We start from the raw sequence: 19785 nt of genomic DNA, 5'->3' as shown, positions 1-19785 counted from the left end.
GATGAGTACCCAAGTGATCAGCCTCGTGTCCATCGGCGCCCACCCCACTTCCGGTCGGCCTCGGCGCGCCGAACAGGACGCCCGGGCCGTGGAGCTGGGCTTGCAACTGGCCGGCAGCGACCTGCAAGTGCTGCACGCTGGCGACGTGGCCGAACCGGCCCTGCGCGCCTATCTGGGCATGGGCCTGGATGAATTGCACGTGCTGGAAAACCCCGTCGGCGCCGACGCCCTACCGGCCCTGACCGATTACCTGCGTGATGCCGGTGCCCAAGTGGTGCTCACCGGCAGCCAGGCGGAAACCGGTGAAGGCTCGGGCATGCTGCCGTTCCTGCTGGCCGAGAGTCTCGGTTGGCCGCTGGTGGTGGGGTTGGCCCAGGTCGAGTCCATCGACAAGGGTGTGGCCCTGGTGCTGCAAGCCTTGCCTCGCGGCCAACGGCGACGTCTCAAAGTGCGCCTGCCGTTCCTGGCCACTGTGGATAACGCTGCGCCAAAGCCTCGGCAAAGCGCCTACGGCCCGGCCCGGCGGGGGGCATTGCATACCGAGGAGGTCGAAGTGATCGACGACACCTTGCTGGCGGTGGCAACCCTGCAACCGGCCAAGCCACGGCCCAAACGCTTGAAAGTGATCAAGGCCAAGAGCGGCGCCGACCGCATGAAAGCTGCCACGGCCAAGGCCAGTGGTGGAGGCGGGCAGGTGCTCAAGGGCGTGAGCCCGGAGGCGGGGGCCGAGGCGATTCTCAAGCTGTTGGTGGAGGAAGGAGTGGTTCGCTGACCTCAAGTACCCCCTAACCCCCTGTGGGAGCAAGCTTTGCTCCCACAGGGCTAGCTCCCACAAAGAATGGGCATGGTGGGTTACCCACAATCCCTGTGCGCGCTTCTGTGGATAACCTGTTCGCCCCTCTCTGCACCCCATGCAAATCAGGCCCTCCAGCCCTGCGTTCAAAAAACAATCAGTATAACTCACGGTTTTTATTGGCTTTTGCCTGTGAGTAGTTATTCGCTCCAGCCAAAACTTGCCCCCAATCTCTGTTGGCGCTTCTGTGGATAAGATGTTCGCTCTACGCTGCAACCCATACGAACCGGGGCGTTCAGCGAGTTGATCATAAACTGATCAAATAGCCTTTTTTTATCAGGAAAACCTCGATTTACAAGCCGTCCAAAGGGTTTTCCACAGAATCGTCAAATTTACCCCCAAACACTGTTGGTGCTTCTGTGGATAAGGTGTTCGCTTACCGCCACACGCCTTGTCGGGCACGGCTTACAGGGGTTTGATCAAAAAACAACCGATAGGCCGGTAAAACCGTCATTGTTCATAAGTCACGGTTTTTATTCACTTTGCCGGTGGAAAAATGCCGGGCATACACGTACTTGTCCCCATTTGCTGTGGGTGGTCATGTGGATAACTTGTTCGCCAAACGCTGCAAGCCACAGCGGGCATAGCGCAAATGGCGATAGATCAAATTTCATACAGTTCTAAGTCACACCCTTGACGAGGGTCTGCGGGCTGTCTTCACTCCATGGCACAAGGACATCGCCACTTTATCCACATCAGGTTCAGGGAGAACACATGATGGATAGCAAGGAACCCCGCTCACACCCGCAATCATCGGTGACCTGCGTCCCGACACCTCCCACCTCGTTGCATAAACGCATTCATCGTCGCGCCGTCAATCAGCGTGCGCGTCTATAGCGCCCGGGTTTCCCCTGTAGCACCGCTGACTGTCGCCGGACCCTGCAAGGGACGGTGGCCAGGCGTTCGTGCGCCTGTCGATTTGCAGGCAACCGCAGAGTTGCCCCTTCTGCCTGAGAGGACTTGAACATGACACGGATCTCGACCCCCATCAGTGATATCCAGGAGCACTACGACGTGATCGTCATCGGTTCGGGCTACGGGGGCGGCATTGCTGCCTCGCGTCTGTCCCGGGCCGGGCGCAAGGTGTGCCTGCTGGAGCGTGGCCGGGAGATCCAGCCCGGCGAATACCCCAATACCCTGCTCGCAGCCACCGAGGAACTGCAAGTCCACGACCCGGATGGCCACATCGGTTCGCGCACCGGGTTGTTCGACTTGCACGTCAACGCCCAGCAGAACGTGGTGGTCGGTTGTGGCCTGGGCGGCACGTCGCTGATCAATGCCAACGTTGCGCTGGAGCCGGAGCCTGGCGTGTTCGAGGACCCGCGCTGGCCCCAGGCAGTCCGTGAGCACCAGGACACGCTGCTCAAGGACGGCTACGCCCGGGCCCGGGAGATGCTCAAGCCCAACCCTTACCCCGCGTCGGAACCGAACCTGCCCAAGCTCGACGCGCACAAGAAGTCCGCCGATTACCTCAAGCAAGGCGCGCATTTCTACAAACCACCGATCAACGTGACGTTCGACAAGCTGCCCAACAACCTCAACCACGTCGGCGTCGAACAGCTGCCGTGCAATGGTTGTGGCGATTGCGTCTCGGGCTGTAACAACAAGGCCAAGAACACCACGCTGATGAACTACCTGCCGGATGCCTGGAACCACGGCGCGGAAATTTTCTGCCAGGCCGAGGTGCGGCACCTGGAGCGCGACGGCGATGGCTGGATCGTGCACTTCCAATACCTGGACAGCGGTCGCGAGATGTTCTCCGCGCCGACCCTGTTCGTGCGCGCCGACATCGTGGTGGTGTCTGCCGGCACCCTGGGCTCCACCGAAATCATGTTGCGCTCGCGGGACAAGGGCCTGTCGATGTCCAGCCAATTGGGCGAGCACATGAGCGGCAACGGTGACATCCTCGGCTTCGGCCACAACTGTGACCAGGTCATCAACGGCATCGGCTTCGGCGCCCATTCAGCCAAGGAACTGGAACCGGTGGGGCCGTGCATCACCTCGATCATCGACATGCGCACCGAGGGCGACTGGCGCAGCCGCATGGTCATCGAGGAGGGTTCGATTCCCGGCGCCCTCGGCCAGGCCATGGTGCCAAGCATGGCGGCGTTCGCCGGGATGATTGGCGTACCCACCGACACCGGCTTCGGCGCCAGCCTCAAGTACAAGGGGCGCGAAGCCGAGAGCTTCCTGCGCGGGCCGTATCACGGCGCGCTGCACAACATGCAGACCTACCTGATCATGAGCCATGACAACGCCAAGGGGCGCATGCTGCTCGACAGCAAGGATCAGTTGCGCATCGACTGGCCCGGCGTCGGCGAACAGGAGAACGTCACCCTCGGCAACGAGCGGCTGCACCAGAGCACCAAGGCCCTGGGCGGGATCTGGGTCGAGAACCCGATCTGGACCAAGCTGCTCAAGCACAGCATCGTCTCGGTCCATCCCCTGGGCGGTTGCGTGATGGGCGAGGATGCGACCCAAGGCGTGGTCAACCACAAGGGCCAGGTGTTCAGTGGCGCCAGCGGCACCGATGTCTACCCGGGCCTGTACGTGACTGACGGCGCGGTGATCCCGACGTCGCTGGCGGTCAACCCGCTGCTGACCATCTCGGCGGTGAGCGAGCGCAACATGGGGCTGCTGGCGGCTGATCGGGGTTGGATCATCGACTACACGCTGCCTTCGGCCCCGCGCAAAGCCGTGGCGGCGCCGACCCTCGGCGTGCAGTTCACTGAAACCATGAAGGGCTACTTTTCCACAGCCTTCACCCAACCCCAGGGCACCGACCTCAGCCTGTACGAAGCGGCGGCCAAGCGGGGCAAGGCCGACAACTCGCCCATCGAGTTCACGCTGACCATCACCGCCTCCGACCTCAACCGCCTGATCAAGGAGCCGGAACATGCGGCAACCCTGGTGGGCACCCTCGATGCACCGCTGCTCTCGCCGCAGCCGCTGGTCGCCAGCAATGGGGTGTTCAACCTGTTCGAGCAGTACCAGGAACAGGTTGGCGTGCGGCACATGAACTACGACATGAAGCTGACCGCCGAAGACGGCAGCGACTATTACTTCAGCGCCTTCAAGACCGTGCCCGAGGACAACGGTGTGCTGAACATCTGGCCTGACACCAGCACCCTGTACGTCACCCTCTATCGCGGGCCGGACAAGACCGGCGCGGTGATCGGCTCCGGGGTGATGCACATCCTGCCGGCGGACTTCGCCAAGCAGATGACCACCATGAAAGTGCTCAACGCCCGCAATGAGCGTGAGCGCGTGGAGGCACTGGCGCGGTTCGGCAAGTTCTTTGCCGGCATCTTGTGGGAGAGCTATGGCGGTGTCTTCGCCGGCGATGTCTACTTCAACCCGGACGCACCGCCCCGGTTGAAACGGCCGTTGGATGCACCGGCGCCGGCCGTGCATTTCTTCCAGACCGAAGACAACGTCGAGTTGCGCCTGACCCGTTACCAGGCCGGCACCAAAGGCCCGGTGATGTTGGTTCATGGCCTGGGCGTGGGCTCGAATATTTTCTCCACCGACACCATTCACACCAACCTGCTGGAATACCTCTGCAAGCACGAATACGACGTCTGGCTGTTGGATTTGCGGGTGAGCATCCTGCTGCCGGCCAGCAAAAATGAATGGAACGGCGACCAGGTGGCCCAGTACGATTTCAAGGCCGCCATCGAGCAGATCCAGCAGGCGACCCTGGCCCGTGACGTGCAATGCGTGGTGCATTGCTACGGCGCGACGACCTTCTTCATGTCGATGCTGGCGGGCTTGCAGGGCGTGCGTTCGGTGGTCTGCTCGCAGATCGCCGCCGACACGGTGGTTGCCACCGCCACCGGTCTGAAAGCCGGTTTGCATTTGCCGGGGATGCTCGATGCCATCGGCATCAAGTCCCTCACGGCCTACGCCGACACCAAGGAAAGCTGGTTCAACAAACTCTACGACAAGGCCCTTAACGGCTATGCCCGGATCGAGGCCCAGGGCTATTGCACCAACCCGGTCTGTCATCGCATCACGTTCATGTATGCGTCGCTGTACCGCCACGACACCCTCAACGAAACCCTGCACGACAACCTGCATGAGTTGTTCGGCGAGTCGAATATCCAGACCTTCGAGCACCTGGCGCTGATCGTGCGCAAGGGGCACCTGGTGGACTTCAAGGGCAACGACGTCTACATGCCGCATTTCGATCGGTTGAAATTGCCGATCTGCTTCATCAGCGGCGCCGACAACCAGTGCTACCTGCCGCAAAGCACTCTCAAGACCTACGAACGACTGTGCGAGATGCACGGCCCGCAGTTGTTCAGCCGCCACGAAGTGCCGGGGTACGGCCACATCGACTGCATGTTCGGCAAGGATGCGGTGGTGGATGTGTATCCGATCATCCTTGAGCACCTGGAGAAGACGGCGTTGGGCTAGCTGATCGTTCCCACGCTCCGCGTGGGAATGCCGCCATGGACGCTCTGCGTCCGCTGTTGTGACGCAGAGCGTCACGGGATGCATGCCCACGCAGAGCGTGGGAACGATCAAGGGAAATGCCATGAACACTTACATCCGCTGGTTCCAACGCATCATCTGGGTCGGGATTGTCATGAACATGTTCTTCGCGATCCCGGCGCTGTTCGCGCCGGCATTGCTGACGTCCATGATCGGCCTGCCGCCCGTGTTATCCGATCCCTGGCTGGAGAACGCCGGCATGTTGCTGGTGGGGATCAGCCTGTTCTACATGCCCTCGGGGTTCAACGCGCCGCGTTTCGTGGTGCATTCGTGGTTGTGCGTGCTGTCGCGGCTGGTGGCGGTGGTGTTCTGGATCTACCTGATCAACACCAACAACCAGGGCCAGCTGTTCGTGCCGATGCTGATGGGCGACCTGAGCATGTTCCTGATCCTGGGCGTGCTGCTGTACCTGGGCAGCCCGGTGGCCAATCGTCCGCTGGCCTTGCTCTGCGCCGGTTGGCGGGAATGGCGCGCCGGTTGGGCGCTGCGCTGGCAGAGCCACGGTTTCAAGGTCGGCACGCTGGTGGTGCTGCTGGTGCTGGGCTTCATCGGCTACCAGACCTGGTACCAGATGATCCGGGAAGTCCCGCAACCGGACTTCGCCTCCGACGAAGACCATTACAAATACGCCGCCATCGGCCTGGGCATCGAGGCGCGGATTCCCTACTACCTGTTCGCCGTGCTGCCGCAGATGTGCCCGGAAAAACTGCCCAAGCCGGGTGGCTACGAGGTGTTCGGTTTTCTCTATGAAAACGGCAAAGACCTGCCCATTGGCATGGCCAAGCGGCAGCTCGGTTACCCCACGGTGGAACCCAACTGTGCCCTGTGTCACACCGGCTCCTATCGGGCCAATGCCAGTGACGTAGCGGTTCCGGTCGCTAGCGCGCCGGCCAATACCCTGCAACTGCAGGCCTTCCAGTGGTTCGCCTACGAGTGCGCCAGCGACCCGAAATTCACCCCCCAGGCGGTGATGGCGGCGATCAATGGCAAGTTCCAACTGGGTTTTTTCGAGAAGCTGTACAACCGTTACCTGATCATTCCGATGGCCAAGAGTGCGCTGCTCAAACAGAAGCAGGCGTATGCCTGGCAGAAGCTGCGTCCGGCCCAGGGGCCAGGGCGGACCGACACCTTCAACCCGACCAAAATGGTGGTGTTCGGCTTCCCGGATGACTCCACCATCGGCACCGTGGATCTGCCGCAGGTCTGGAACCAGAAACCGCGCGAGTCCATGTACCTGCATTGGGACGGCAATAACAACAAGATCCACGAACGCAACTACGCAGCGGCCATGGCCGTGGGCGCGACGCCGCAATCGGTGCTGCCACCGAGTTTCAATCGCGTCACGAACTGGCTGCTGGGCCACAAGGCGCCGGCCTGGCCGTTCGCCCTGGACCAGGCGAAAGTCGCCCAAGGCAAACCGATCTGGGAGAAAAACTGCGCCAGCTGCCACGATTTTGGCCGCAGCGACACCGGTCAGGTCACCACCAACATCGACCAGTTGGGCACCGATCCCCATCGCTTGAATTCCTTCACCACCGGCCTGGTGACGGCGTTCCACGGCTTCAAGAAACCGCCGTTCGACTTTGGCGCCTACCGCAAGACCCAGAGCTACAGCAACACGCCCACCGACGGTATCTGGCTGCGCGCGCCGTACCTGCACAACGGTTCGGTGCCGACCCTGTGGGATTTGCTGCAACCGCCGGAGCAACGTCCGCAAGTGTTCTACACCGGCTCCGACATCTACGACCAGGAGAAGGTCGGCTTCATCACCCGCGGCGCGCAGATGAAGGCGTCGGCGGATTTCAAATACGACACCCGCCTGGAAGGCAACCACAACGGTGGCCACCTGTATGGCACGCAGCTGTCGGACGTCGATAAACGGGCCCTGATCGAATTCATGAAGACCCTGTAGCCCAGGGCATTGCGAAGGAGCGTTCACATGTCATTACTGCACCATTGGGAACATGAGTTCGACAAGGTCAAGGTCCGCCTGCATGGGTTGGTCACGCGGCTGGAGATGTCCTGGAAAAAACTGGTCAACGACCTCGAGCCCGAGGAGTTCCAGGCCATCGTCAAGCTGCTGCAGCGAGGCCACGACCAGGCCCAGCATGTCATCGAGCATGGCGACCTGCCGGACGACGAGCCGGCCGTGCCGTGGGAGTTGTCCCACGGTTTGTCGATCCTCAAAATCGGCAACGCCACGCCCTTGCCGCAAAGCGTGGACGAGTTGCCGACCCGGGTACTCAAGGACGGCACCTTGCTCGGCTGCCGCAAATGGGAACTGCTGGATCTGTTGTGGAGCGAGGCGCTGCTCAAGTGGATCGAGAACCTGCGCCACCACGCGCCGTTCGCCACCAACCCGGCGCTGGTGAAAATGGACAGCGACGTGGTGCTGGCCATCGCTGGCGACTGGGGCACCGGGCCGTTCGACAGTCACGCCCCGGCGGTGGCGGTGGCCAACCAGATGCAACTGGCCCTGGCCGATTTCACCATCCATCTGGGCGACGTGTATTACGCCGGCACCCATTCCCAGGAAGACGTCGACATGGTCGGCTGGCCCCAGGGCAAGCACGGCGCGTTCACCCTCAACTCCAACCACGAGATGTACAGCGGTGCCCACGGCTATTTCAAGGAGCTGTCCAAGCGTTTCCCGGTGCAACAGGGCACCAGTTACTTTGCCTTGTACAACGACGACTGGCTGGTGGTTGGCCTCGACAGCGCCTACGCCTCGGACGCCATGAACCTGTACATGGACGGCACCCTCAACACCCAGCAGATCGAGTGGATGAAAACCCTGCCCAAACGCAAGAAACTCATGGTGCTCAGTCATCACCAGGGTTTTGATATTTCCGGGCACAACAAGACGGCGCTTTACCAACCGGTGTGCGATGCCTTGGGGCGTGAACCGGACTACTGGTACTGGGGGCATTTGCACAACGGCATCTGCTACGCACCGCAAGGCGGATTGCATGCGCGCTGCGCCGGGCACGGGGCGATCCCCTATGGCACCACCAGCGAATTGAACGGGCATGCCGGGGTATTGTGGTCGGAGACCCAATTGGCGGGTGACGAGGCGTATCCGCTGCGGGTGTTGAACGGGTATGTGAAGGTGCGGCTGAAGGGGGAGGAGATTGTCGAGACGTTTTATGGGGAGGATGGCAGTGTGCGGTGGTCTTCACATTAGTCGTCAGCTGTTAGACCGCCTTCGCGAGCAAGCCCGCTCCCACATTCGACCGCATTCCTTCTGAAGAAACTCGGTCAACTGTGGGAGCGGGCTTGCTCGCGAAGCTTTTAGTTTTTAGCCCTGGACCGGAACGCCCTTGAGGTAAGGCGCCGGCTCGGCCCCCAGGTTGTTGAGCATGCGCTCGCTGTACCAGTCGACGAAGTTCACCACGCCGAACTCATAGGTCTTGGAGTACGGGCCTGGCTGGTAGGCGGTGGAGTTGATGCCGCGCTGGTTTTCTTCGGCCAGGCGACGGTCCTGGTCGTTGGTGGCGTCCCAGACTTCGCGCATGCGCGCCACGTCGTAGTCCACGCCTTCGACCGCGTCCTTGTGCACCAGCCACTTGGTGGTGACCATGGTTTCCTGGGCGCTGATCGGCCATACGGTGAACACGATGATGTGGTCGCCCATGCAGTGGTTCCACGAGTGCGGCAGGTGCAGGATGCGCATCGAGCCCAGGTCCGGGTTCTTGATGCGGCCCATCAGCTTGGCGCAGCCTTGCTTGCCGTCCATGGTCATCGACACGGTGCCCTTGAGCAGCGGCATGCGTACGATGCGGTTGCGCAGGCCGAAGCTGGCGTGGGCGTAAGGGATCTTCTCGGCATCCCAGGCGGCGGCGGAAGCGGCCACGTGGTCCTTGAAGGCCTGGTCGGCCCGCGGGTCGGTGACGTCGTCCCATTCCAGCAGGGTCTTGAGCAGTTCAGGGTGCGAGGCGTTGCAGTGGTAGCACTCGCGGTTGTTTTCCAGCACCAGTTTCCAGTTGGCCTTTTCCATCAAGGTGGTTTGCACCGCCACCTTGGTGTTCTCCATGTCGTACGGTTCCATGTAATGGTTCAGCGTCGACAGGAAGTCATCGATGGCCGGCGGGTTCTCGGCCAGGCTGATGAAGATGTAGCCACCCGCGGTCTTCACGTTCACAGGCTTGAGGCCGTACTGCTTCATGTCGAAGTCGGCGCCCATCTCGGTGCCGGCGAACAACAGGCGACCGTCCAGCTCGTAGGTCCACTGGTGGTAGTGGCAGACCAGTTTGGCGACCTTGCCCTTGTCGCTGGTGCACAGCCGCGAACCACGGTGGCGGCAGACGTTATGGAACGCGTGCACCACGCCCTCGGCACCGCGAATCACGATGATCGGGTTCTTGCCGACTTGCAGGGTCAGGTAATTGCCCTTGGCCGGGATCTCGCAGGTCATGCCGGCGATCAACCATTCTTTCTGGAAGATTTCCTGCATATCGATATCAAACAGGCGCTCATCGGAGTAGAACGGCTGCGGCAGCGAAAAGGTGCGCTCGCGCTCTTGCAGCATTTGCGCGGTGGCCTTGCGTGCGGGTTCCAGCGGATCGCCCAGGCTCAGGGTAGTGGTGACGTCCATCGTTTTATCCTCATGGCCCTCTACGTGGCCGGCGAAAAATGACTAATCGGTTGTGCTACGCAAGGCAGAAAACTTTGTTTATCTGTTGGGGCGAGTGTGGGGCCGCGCAGGGGCGCAACCTTATCCATGGGCGACATGGCCCAATCTGTTCCCGACGCGCTAGCCCCGGTAGTTAAGGGCTGGTCGCGATAAGTATGTGAATGTCGCAGATAGGTAAATGGTCACCCAGGCGCCTGCGCACAATCGCCCTCATGAAGGCCGACAGTCGGCCGTGGAGATCAGCATGTCCAATAACTTCCTGAACCCGGTCACGACCCAGACCTGGGCCAATGGCCGACATATCGTACGTTGCGTCAAAGTCATCCAGGAAACCTGGGATGTGCGCACCTTCTGCTTCATGGCTGACCAGCCGATCCTGTTCTTTTTCAAGCCTGGGCAGTTCGTCACCCTGGAGCTGGAAATCGAAGGCCAGCCGATCATGCGCTCCTACACCATCTCCAGCTCGCCGTCGGTGCCCTACAGTTTCTCGGTGACCATCAAGCGCGTGCCGGGGGGCAAGGTTTCCAACTGGCTGCACGACACCCTGCATGAAGGCCAGGAGCTGGCGGTGCACGGGCCGGTGGGGTTGTTCAACGCCATCGATTTCCCGAGCCCGAAAGTCCTGTACCTGAGCGGTGGCGTGGGGATCACGCCGTGCATGTCCATGGCGCGCTGGTTCTACGACACCAACGCCAATGTCGACATGACCTTTATCCACAGCGCCCGCTCGCCCAAGGACATCATCTACCACCGCGAGCTGGAGCACATGGCGTCGCGGATCGACAACTTCAGCTTGCACCTGATCTGCGAAAAACACGGCCTGGGCGAGCCCTGGGCCGGCTATCGCGGTTATCTGAACCACAAGATGCTGGAACTGATGGTGCCCGACTTCCTCGAGCGCGAGGTGTTCTGCTGCGGCCCGACCCCGTACATGACCGCAGTCAAGCGCTTGCTGGAAGCGGCCGGCTACGACATGAAGCGTTACCACGAGGAATCCTTCGGCGCCACGCCACCGGAAGCTCGCGCCGACGCCGTGGAACAGGCCGAACAAGCGGCCGACGCCCCGCAAGTCGACGCAGCGGACCTGCACCTGGTGGAGTTCACCTCCTCGGGCAAGAGCATTCGCGTGGGGCCGGGCGAAACCGTGCACGCCGCGGCTGCCAAGCTCGGCATGATGATCCCCAAGGCCTGCGGCATGGGCATCTGCGGCACCTGCAAGGTGCTGAAGCTGGGCGGGGAAGTGGAAATGGACCACAACGGGGGTATCACCGAGGACGACGAGGCCGAGGGGTATATCCTGTCGTGCTGCAGCGTGCCGAAGGGGGATGTGCGGATCGATTTCTGATCTGCCCATCCTAGTGGCGGTGAGCCCCCCCCTGTGGGATCAAGGCCTGTGGGAGCAAAGCTTGCTGTGGGAGCAAAGCCTGTGGGAGCAAGGCTTGCCCGCGATGAAAGCGACGGGGTCTCCCATGGACCGAGCCGTCTGCATCGCGAGCAAGCTTTGCTCCCACAGTAAGCCTCTTTCACCACGGCGGGCATGACAGGCCGGGGCGGCTTTCCTAGCTCGCCATCACTTCCCGAATATCCGCCGCCAATTCCCGCACTCGCGCTTCTTCGGTATCCCACGAGCACATGAAGCGTGCGCCGCCTTTGCCAATGAATGTGTAGAAACGCCAGCCCTTGGCGGTCAGCGCGGCGATGGCCGGTTCCGAGAGTTGCAGGAACACGCCGTTGGCCTGGACCGGGAACATCAGTTCCACGTCGGGAATGTCGCTGACCAGCTCTGCCAGCAATTGGGCGCAGTGGTTGGCGTGGCGGGCGTGCTTGAGCCAGGCCTGGTTTTGCAGCAAACCGACCCAGGGCGCGGAGAGGAAGCGCATCTTCGAGGCCAGTTGCCCGGCCTGTTTGCAGCGATAGTCGAAGTCTTCGGCCAGGTCATGGTTGAAGAACAGGATCGCTTCACCCACCGCCATGCCGTTTTTCGTGCCGCCGAAGCACAACACGTCCACGCCGGCCTTCCAGGTCAGGTCGGCCGGGGAGCAGCCGAGGAAGGCGCAGGCGTTGGAAAAACGCGCGCCGTCCATGTGCAGGTTCAGCCCCAGTTCCTTGCAGGTGACGCTGATGGCGCGGATTTCTTCCGGGGTGTAGACGCTGCCGACTTCCGTGGCCTGGGTCAGGGTCACGACCCGGGGCTTGGGGTAGTGGATGTCCTGGCGCTTGAGGGCGATCTCACGGATCGACTCGGGGGTCAGCTTGCCGTTTTCAGTGCGCGCCACCAGCAGCTTGGAACCGTTGGAGAAGAACTCCGGTGCGCCGCATTCGTCGGTTTCGACGTGGGCGGTTTCCGAGCAGATCACGCTGTGGTAACTCTGGCACAGTGAGGACAACGCCAACGAGTTGGCCGCCGTGCCGTTGAACGCGAAGAACACTTCGCAGTCGGTTTCGAACAAGGCCCGGAAATCGTCCGCCGCGCGGTGGGTCCACTCGTCGTCGCCGTAGGCGCGTTGGTGACCCTGGTTGGCTTCTTCCATGGCCGCCCAGGCTTCGGGGCAAATGCCGGAATAGTTGTCGCTGGCAAACTGTTGACTCTTGTCGGTCATGGCCTTGCTCCTTGAATAGAGAGTCCTGGATAAAGAAGATCCCTGGCGGAATGCCCGGGTGGGGCGTTCCATGGTTCGGCGTGTTTGGGTCCACAGCGCCGTGGTCGATCATGGTTCGGCGCGCTTGAGTGTGCAACGCCGTGATCTATGTTGGTGCGCACTTTACCCAAGATTAGTGGGGGAACACACCGGATGTTTCTGTCGGAAAGTATCAAAGTCATCGAGCTGTTTCACACATGAACCGGCGTGACGGCGCCCTGGACCTGCTCAAGTGGCTGGCTCTGTTGGCGATGGTGCTCGATCATCTGCGATATGTCGGTTTCTCCGTCGATTGGCTATATGTGCCGGGACGCCTGGCGTTCCCGTGGTTCTGCCTGGCGATGGCGGCGAACCTGGCGCGCAACGACGCCAGCACCGCCCCCTGGCGTTACCTGGGCTGGCTGCTGCTATTCAGCGCCGTCAGCGAAATCCCCTACCGCTTGTTCATTCCCGATCCCACCACCCTGAATGTGATGCCGACCCTGGTGCTGGGATTGTTGGTGGCGCGCGGTTGGCAGGTGCCCACCCTGGAGGCGCGATGCCTGGCCGCGGTGGCGTTGTTGTTGGCGGCGCTGTTTTCATCGCAACTGATGTTCGGGTTCTTTGGTGTGCTGCTGCCGCTGGCGATGTTGCTGGTATTCAAGCGTCCCTTGTATATGGCCTTGTTGCCGGGATTGGTCTGCGTGGCGGCCAATCAATGGCGGGTGCTGTATGGCGCGGCGTGGCTGGGGGAGCCAGTGGCGATCGGCGGGCTGGTGGCTTGCCTGATCGCGCCATGGCTCGGGCTGATGCTTTTGCGACAGGCGGGTCGTTTTCATCCACCGGCGATGCGGCGCTGGGCCTATGGCCTTTATCCCGCGCATTTTCTACTGTTGCTCGCGGTTCGCCAGATCGCCGCATAGCCCTGTGGGAGCAGCATTTTTGGAGCCAAGCTGTGGGAACAATACCTGTGGGAGCAAGGCCTGTGGGAGCAAGGCTTGCCCGCGATGAAAACGCCGCGGTCTCCCGTGGACCGAGGCGCCTGGATCGCGAGCAAGCTTTGCTCCCACAAATCTCAGTTCCCACAGTGCTATCGCGCAGGCCTTGCTCTCCGACTCTTTGGTCCCATGTCGTAAACGCACCTTTGCGTGGCGTCCATAGGCATTTGACATGCCTGCGCCAGCCATACCATCGCATCCAAAGGGCACGACCGAATGGTCCGTGCCTCACCGAGACGAAAGGCGCACCGCCGCCGCTGGGAGAGACGCGATGTTCAGCAAGCAAGACCAAATCCAAGGCTACGATGATGCACTGCTGGCGGCGATGAACGCCGAAGAGCAACGCCAGGAAGATCACATCGAGCTGATCGCGTCAGAGAACTACACCAGCAAGCGCGTGATGGAGGCCCAGGGCAGCGGCCTGACCAACAAGTACGCCGAAGGTTATCCGGGCAAGCGCTACTACGGTGGCTGCGAGCACGTCGACAAAGTCGAAGCGCTGGCCATCGAGCGCGCCAAGCAGTTGTTCGGTGCCGATTACGCCAACGTCCAGCCGCATTCCGGTTCTTCGGCCAACAGCGCCGTGTACCTGGCCTTGTTGCAGGCCGGCGACACCATCCTGGGCATGAGCCTGGCCCACGGCGGTCACCTGACCCACGGTGCCAAGGTGTCGTCTTCGGGCAAGCTCTACAACGCGGTGCAATACGGCATCGACACCACCACCGGCCTGATCGACTACGACGAAGTCGAGCGCCTGGCGGTCGAGCACAAGCCGAAGATGATCGTTGCCGGTTTCTCCGCTTACTCCAAGACCCTGGACTTCCCACGTTTCCGCCAGATCGCCGACAAGGTCGGTGCCCTGCTGTTCGTTGACATGGCCCACGTTGCCGGTCTGGTCGCCGCGGGTCTGTACCCTAATCCACTGCCTTACGCCGACGTGGTCACCACCACCACCCACAAGACCCTGCGTGGTCCACGTGGCGGCCTGATCCTGGCCAAGGCCAACGAAGAGATCGAGAAAAAGCTCAACGCCGCCGTATTCCCCGGCGCCCAGGGCGGCCCGTTGATGCACGTGATCGCCGGCAAGGCGGTGTGCTTCAAGGAAGCGGCGGAGCCTGGCTTCAAGGCTTATCAGCAGCAAGTGATCGATAACGCCCAGGCCATGGCTGGCGTGTTCATCAAGCGCGGCTACGATGTAGTGTCCGGTGGCACCGATAACCACCTGTTCCTGGTCAGCCTGATCCGTCAGGGCCTGACCGGCAAGGACGCCGATGCTGCCCTGGGCCGCGCCCACATCACCGTCAACAAGAACGCCGTGCCGAACGACCCGCAATCGCCGTTCGTGACCTCGGGCCTGCGCATTGGCACCCCGGCGGTGACCACGCGTGGTTTCAAGGTGACCCAGTGCGTCACGCTGGCCGGCTGGATCTGCGACATTCTCGACAACCTCGGCGATGCCGATGTCGAGGCCAATGTCGCGCAGCAAGTGGCGGCCCTGTGCGCGGACTTCCCGGTTTATCGCTGAGTCGGTTTTGGAGTAATGACTATGCAACGCTATTCGGGCTTCGGCCTCTTCAAACACTCTCTCAGCCATCACGAAAACTGGCAGCGGATGTGGCGCACGCCGACCCCGAAAAAGGTCTATGACGTGGTCATCGTCGGCGGTGGCGGGCACGGCCTGGCGACCGCCTACTACCTGGCCAAGGAACACGGCATCACCAACGTGGCCGTGGTCGAGAAGGGCTGGCTGGGCGGCGGTAACACCGCGCGCAACACCACCATCGTGCGCTCCAACTACCTGTGGGACGAATCGGCCCACCTGTACGAACACGCGATGAAATTGTGGGAAGGCCTGTCCCAGGACTTGAACTACAACGTGATGTTCTCCCAGCGTGGCGTCTACAACCTGTGCCACACCCTGCAGGACATCCGTGATTCCGAGCGTCGCGTCAGCGCCAACCGTCTCAACGGCGTGGACGGCGAGCTGCTCAACGCCAAGCAAGTGGCCGACGAGATCCCGTACCTGGATTGCTCGAAAAACACCCGTTACCCGGTGATGGGCGCCACCGTCCAGCGTCGCGGCGGCGTGGCCCGTCACGATGCCGTGGCCTGGGGCTTTGCCCGGGCGGCGGACGCGTTGGGCGTGGACCTGATCCAGCAGACCGAAGTGATCGGTTTCCGCAAGGAAAACGGCGTGTGCATCGGCGTGGAAACCAACAAGGGCTTCATCGGCGCCAAGCGCGTCGGCGTGGTGACCGCCGGTAACTCCGGGCACATGGCCAAGCTCGCGGGCTTCCGCCTGCCGATCGAATCCCACCCGCTGCAAGCGCTGGTGTCCGAGCCGATCAAGCCGATCATCGACAGCGTGATCATGTCCAACGCCGTGCACGGCTACATCAGCCAGTCCGACAAGGGTGACCTGGTGATCGGTGCCGGTATCGACGGCTACAACGGCTACGGCCAGCGTGGCTCGTACCCGGTGATCGAACACACGGTCCAGGCCATCGTCGAGATGTTCCCGGTGTTGTCCCGCGTACGCATGAACCGCCAGTGGGGCGGCATCGTCGACACCACGCCGGACGCCTGCCCGATCATCTCCAAGACCCCGGTGCCGAACATGTTCTTCAACTGCGGTTGGGGCACCGGTGGCTTCAAGGCCACCCCGGGCTCGGGCAACGTCTTCGCTGCAAGCCTGGCCAAGGGTGAAATGCACCCGCTGGCCGCACCGTTTTCCATCGACCGTTTCCACAACGGCGCACTGATCGACGAACACGGCGCTGCTGCCGTCGCCCACTAACAGGAGAAATCCCTATGTTGCACATCTTCTGTCCTCACTGCGGCGAACTGCGCTCCGAAGAGGAATTCCATGCATCCGGCCAGGCGCATATCCCGCGTCCACTGGATCCGAATGCCTGCACCGACGAACAGTGGGGCGACTACATGTTCTTCCGTGACAACCCACGCGGGTTGCACCACGAGCTGTGGGATCACGTCGCCGGTTGCCGCCAGTACTTCAACGTGACCCGCGACACCGTGACCTACGAGATTCTCGAAACCTACAAGATCGGCCAAAAGCCGCAATTCACCGACAAGGCTGACAGTCCGAAAGCGGCCGCGCAGGCTCTGGGAGAGAAGGTATGAGCCAGATCAATCGCCTGTCCAACGGCGGACGGATCGACCGCAACAAAGCGCTGAGCTTCACCTTCAACGGCCAGACCTACAAAGGCTTCGAGGGCGATTCCCTGGCCGCCGCGTTGCTGGCCAACGGTGTCGACATCATCGGCCGCAGCTTCAAGTATTCGCGTCCGCGCGGCATCTTCGCCGCCGGTGCCGAAGAGCCGAACGCGGTGCTGCAGATCGGTGCCACCGAAGCCACGCAAATTCCGAACGTGCGCGCCACGCAACAGGCGCTGTACCAGGGTTTGGTCGCCACCAGCACCAACGGCTGGCCGAACGTGAACAACGACATGATGGGGATTCTCGGCAAGGTCGGCGGCAAGCTGATGCCGCCGGGCTTCTACTACAAAACCTTCATGTACCCGCAATCGTTCTGGATGACCTACGAGAAGTACATCCGCAAGGCCGCAGGGCTAGGTCGCTCGCCGACCGAGAACGATCCGGACACCTACGACTACATGAACCGTCACTGCGACGTGCTGATCGTCGGCGCAGGCCCCGCTGGCCTGGCCGCCGCACTGGCCGCGGCCCGCAGCGGTGCGCGCGTTATCCTGGCCGATGAGCAGGAAGAGTTCGGCGGCAGCCTGCTCGAATCCCGCGAGAGCCTGGACGGCAAGCCGGCGACCGAGTGGGTCGCTGCTGCGGTGGCTGAACTGCAATCGATGCCGCAAGTGTTGCTGTTGCCTCGCGCCACGGTGAACGGTTACCACGACCATAACTTCCTGACCATCCACGAGCGCCTCACCGACCACCTCGGCGACCGTGCACCGATCGGCCAGGTCCGCCAGCGCATCAACCGCGTCCGCGCCAAGCGCGTGGTCCTGGCGACCGGCGCCTGCGAGCGCCCGCTGGTCTATGGCAACAACGACGTGCCGGGCAACATGCTGGCCGGTGCGGTGTCCACCTACGTGCGTCGCTACGGCGTGGCACCGGGCAAGAAACTGCTGCTGAGCACCAACAACGACCACGCCTATCGCGTGGCCCTGGACTGGTTCGACGCCGGCCTGCAAGTGGTGGCTGTCGCCGATGCGCGCAGCAACCCGCGTGGTGCGCTGGTGGAAGAAGCCCGCGCCAAGGGCATTCGCATCCTCACCGGCAGCGCCGTGATCGAGGCCCGTGGCAGCAAGCGCGTCACCGGGGCACGTGTTGCCGCGATCGACGTCCGTGCTCACAAAGTCACCAGCCCCGGCGAATGGCTGGACTGCGACCTGGTGGCCAGCTCCGGCGGCTACAGCCCGGTGGTTCACCTGGCTTCGCACCTGGGTGGCAAGCCGATCTGGCGTGAAGACATCCTCGGTTTCGTACCGGGCGAAGCACCGCAAAAGCGTGTCTGCGTCGGTGGTGTGAACGGTGTCTACAGCCTCGGTGATACCTTGGCTGACGGTTTTGAAGGCGGCGTGCGCGCGGCCAACGAAGCCGGCTTCAAAGCGGTGGAGGGTGTGTTGCCCAAAGCCCTGAGCCGTCATGAAGAGCCAACCCTGGCGCTGTTCCAGGTGCCCCACGAAAAATCCACTGCACGGGCGCCGAAGCAATTCGTCGACCTGCAGAACGACGTCACCGCCGCCGCCATCGAGCTCGCCACCCGCGAAGGCTTCGAGTCGGTGGAACACGTCAAGCGCTACACCGCACTGGGCTTCGGTACCGACCAGGGCAAGCTGGGCAACGTCAACGGCCTGGCCATCGCGGCCCGCTCGCTGAACGTGAGCATCCCGCAGATGGGCACCACCATGTTCCGTCCGAACTACACGCCGGTGACCTTCGGCGCGGTGGCGGGCCGGCATTGCGGGCACATCTTCGAGCCAGTGCGCTTCACCGCGCTGCATGCCTGGCATGTGAAAAGCGGCGCCGAGTTCGAAGACGTCGGCCAGTGGAAGCGTCCTTGGTACTTCCCGAAGAACGGCGAAGACATGCATGCCGCGGTCAAGCGCGAATGCAAGGCCGTGCGTGACAGTGTTGGCCTGCTGGACGCCTCGACCCTGGGCAAGATCGACATCCAGGGTCCGGATGCTCGCGAGTTCCTCAACCGCGTCTACACCAACGCCTGGACCAAGCTCGACGTGGGCAAGGCCCGCTACGGCCTGATGTGCAAGGAAGACGGCATGGTCTTCGACGACGGCGTAACGGCCTGTCTGGCGGACAACCACTTCCTGATGACCACCACCACCGGCGGCGCGGCGCGCGTGCTGCAATGGCTGGAAATCTATCACCAGACCGAATGGCCGGACCTGAAGGTGTACTTCACCTCAGTCACCGACCACTGGGCAACCATGACCCTGTCGGGACCCAACAGCCGCAAGCTGCTGGGCGACGTCACCGACATCGACCTGGACAAGGACGCTTTCCCGTTCATGACCTGGAAGGAAGGCCTGGTGGGCGGCGTACCGGCGCGGGTGTTCCGCATCTCGTTCACCGGTGAGCTGTCGTACGAAATCAACGTGCAGGCCGACTACGCCATGGGCGTGCTCGAGCAGATCGTCGAGGCCGGCAAAAAGTACAACCTGACCCCGTATGGCACCGAGACCATGCACGTACTGCGGGCCGAGAAGGGCTTCATCATCGTCGGTCAGGACACTGACAGCTCGATGACCCCGGACGACCTGAACATGGGCTGGTGCGTAGGCCGGACCAAACCGTTCTCGTGGATTGGCTGGCGCGGCATGAATCGCGAAGATTGCGTGCGTGAAGAGCGCAAGCAACTGGTGGGCCTCAAGCCGATCGACCCGAATGTCTGGCTGCCGGAGGGTGCGCAACTGGTGTTCAACACCAAGCAGGCGATCCCGATGACCATGGTTGGTCACGTGACCTCCAGCTATGCCCACAACTCCCTGGGTTATTCATTTGCCATGGGCGTGGTCAAGGGCGGCCTCAAGCGGATGGGCGAGCGCGTGTTCGCGCCATTGGCCGACGGCAGCGTGATCGAGGCAGAGATTGTTTCTTCGGTGTTCTTCGATCCGAAGGGGGATCGGCAGAATATCTAACATTTAAGCCCTGTGGTGGGGGCGTGTGGGA

Annotated in this window: 12 protein-coding genes; 10 read left to right on the top strand and 2 right to left on the bottom strand. The window is 62.1% G+C overall.

Annotated features, from left to right (window positions below):
* Position 1 precedes the first annotated feature (1 nt).
* From etfB to AD662_RS26025, 4 genes are all read left to right on the top strand, one after another.
* Entirely contained in the window at positions 2-772 is a 771-nt protein-coding gene (etfB, locus tag AD662_RS26040) for an electron transfer flavoprotein subunit beta (protein WP_053189988.1), read from the top strand.
* Positions 773-1819: 1047 nt separating this feature from the next.
* A complete protein-coding gene (locus tag AD662_RS26035; protein ID WP_053189987.1) occupies positions 1820-5272 on the top strand; it encodes a GMC oxidoreductase in 3453 nt (1150 codons plus the stop codon).
* 121 nt (positions 5273-5393) lie between these two features.
* Positions 5394-7262 carry a c-type cytochrome gene (locus AD662_RS26030; RefSeq protein ID WP_018612389.1) on the top strand — a complete coding sequence of 623 codons (1869 nt, stop codon included), beginning with the start codon at positions 5394-5396 and terminating at the stop codon, positions 7260-7262.
* Positions 7263-7289: 27 nt separating this feature from the next.
* Positions 7290-8534, top strand: a complete 1245-nt coding sequence (locus AD662_RS26025; RefSeq protein WP_018612393.1) for a metallophosphoesterase — start codon at positions 7290-7292, stop codon at positions 8532-8534.
* Positions 8535-8648: 114 nt separating this feature from the next.
* Here AD662_RS26025 and gbcA read toward each other — a convergent pair whose 3' ends face one another.
* Positions 8649-9944, bottom strand: a complete 1296-nt coding sequence (gene gbcA / locus AD662_RS26020; RefSeq protein WP_053189986.1) for a glycine-betaine demethylase subunit GbcA — start codon at positions 9942-9944, stop codon at positions 8649-8651.
* A gap of 283 nt (positions 9945-10227) precedes the next feature.
* Between gbcA and gbcB the strand changes: the two genes are divergently transcribed.
* A complete protein-coding gene (gene gbcB / locus AD662_RS26015) occupies positions 10228-11328 on the top strand; it encodes a glycine-betaine demethylase subunit GbcB (protein WP_018612396.1) in 1101 nt (366 codons plus the stop codon).
* A gap of 214 nt (positions 11329-11542) precedes the next feature.
* Here gbcB and AD662_RS26010 read toward each other — a convergent pair whose 3' ends face one another.
* A complete protein-coding gene (locus tag AD662_RS26010; RefSeq protein ID WP_018612398.1) occupies positions 11543-12583 on the bottom strand; it encodes a threonine aldolase family protein in 1041 nt (346 codons plus the stop codon).
* Between the two features lie 236 nt (positions 12584-12819).
* Between AD662_RS26010 and AD662_RS26005 the strand changes: the two genes are divergently transcribed.
* The 5 genes from AD662_RS26005 to AD662_RS25985 all read left to right on the top strand — a co-directional run bounded on the left by AD662_RS26005 (position 12820) and on the right by AD662_RS25985 (position 19754).
* Positions 12820-13524 carry a TraX family protein gene (locus tag AD662_RS26005; protein ID WP_053189985.1) on the top strand — a complete coding sequence of 235 codons (705 nt, stop codon included), beginning with the start codon at positions 12820-12822 and terminating at the stop codon, positions 13522-13524.
* 346 nt (positions 13525-13870) lie between these two features.
* Entirely contained in the window at positions 13871-15124 is a 1254-nt protein-coding gene (glyA, locus tag AD662_RS26000) for a serine hydroxymethyltransferase (RefSeq protein ID WP_003206308.1), read from the top strand.
* Between the two features lie 21 nt (positions 15125-15145).
* Complete coding sequence (locus tag AD662_RS25995) at positions 15146-16396, top strand: sarcosine oxidase subunit beta (RefSeq protein ID WP_003177603.1); 1251 nt, start codon at positions 15146-15148, stop codon at positions 16394-16396.
* A gap of 14 nt (positions 16397-16410) precedes the next feature.
* Positions 16411-16740 (top strand): sarcosine oxidase subunit delta, encoded by a 330-nt coding sequence (locus AD662_RS25990; RefSeq protein WP_003206305.1) that lies wholly within the window; start codon positions 16411-16413, stop codon positions 16738-16740.
* Positions 16737-19754 (top strand): sarcosine oxidase subunit alpha, encoded by a 3018-nt coding sequence (locus AD662_RS25985; protein WP_053189984.1) that lies wholly within the window; start codon positions 16737-16739, stop codon positions 19752-19754. The genes AD662_RS25990 and AD662_RS25985 overlap by 4 nt, the downstream gene beginning before the upstream one ends.
* Positions 19755-19785 lie beyond the last annotated feature (31 nt).

It is taken from the genome of Pseudomonas kilonensis, from assembly GCF_001269885.1.
In the GTDB taxonomy this organism is placed as follows: domain Bacteria; phylum Pseudomonadota; class Gammaproteobacteria; order Pseudomonadales; family Pseudomonadaceae; genus Aquipseudomonas; species Aquipseudomonas kilonensis.
Note: the sequence above shows the minus strand (reverse complement) of the source record. Positions and strands in the feature narration are given on the sequence as shown.

Coding starts and splice junctions, on each gene's coding strand:
- gbcA (WP_053189986.1), bottom strand. CDS start 9,944: ATGGACGTCACCACTACCCTGAGCCTGGGCGATCCGCTGGAACCCGCA.
- AD662_RS26025 (WP_018612393.1), top strand. CDS start 7,290: ATGTCATTACTGCACCATTGGGAACATGAGTTCGACAAGGTCAAGGTC.
- AD662_RS26035 (WP_053189987.1), top strand. CDS start 1,820: ATGACACGGATCTCGACCCCCATCAGTGATATCCAGGAGCACTACGAC.
- AD662_RS25985 (WP_053189984.1), top strand. CDS start 16,737: ATGAGCCAGATCAATCGCCTGTCCAACGGCGGACGGATCGACCGCAAC.
- AD662_RS26005 (WP_053189985.1), top strand. CDS start 12,820: ATGAACCGGCGTGACGGCGCCCTGGACCTGCTCAAGTGGCTGGCTCTG.
- gbcB (WP_018612396.1), top strand. CDS start 10,228: ATGTCCAATAACTTCCTGAACCCGGTCACGACCCAGACCTGGGCCAAT.
- AD662_RS25995 (WP_003177603.1), top strand. CDS start 15,146: ATGCAACGCTATTCGGGCTTCGGCCTCTTCAAACACTCTCTCAGCCAT.
- glyA (WP_003206308.1), top strand. CDS start 13,871: ATGTTCAGCAAGCAAGACCAAATCCAAGGCTACGATGATGCACTGCTG.
- AD662_RS25990 (WP_003206305.1), top strand. CDS start 16,411: ATGTTGCACATCTTCTGTCCTCACTGCGGCGAACTGCGCTCCGAAGAG.
- AD662_RS26030 (WP_018612389.1), top strand. CDS start 5,394: ATGAACACTTACATCCGCTGGTTCCAACGCATCATCTGGGTCGGGATT.
- AD662_RS26010 (WP_018612398.1), bottom strand. CDS start 12,583: ATGACCGACAAGAGTCAACAGTTTGCCAGCGACAACTATTCCGGCATT.
- etfB (WP_053189988.1), top strand. CDS start 2: ATGAGTACCCAAGTGATCAGCCTCGTGTCCATCGGCGCCCACCCCACT.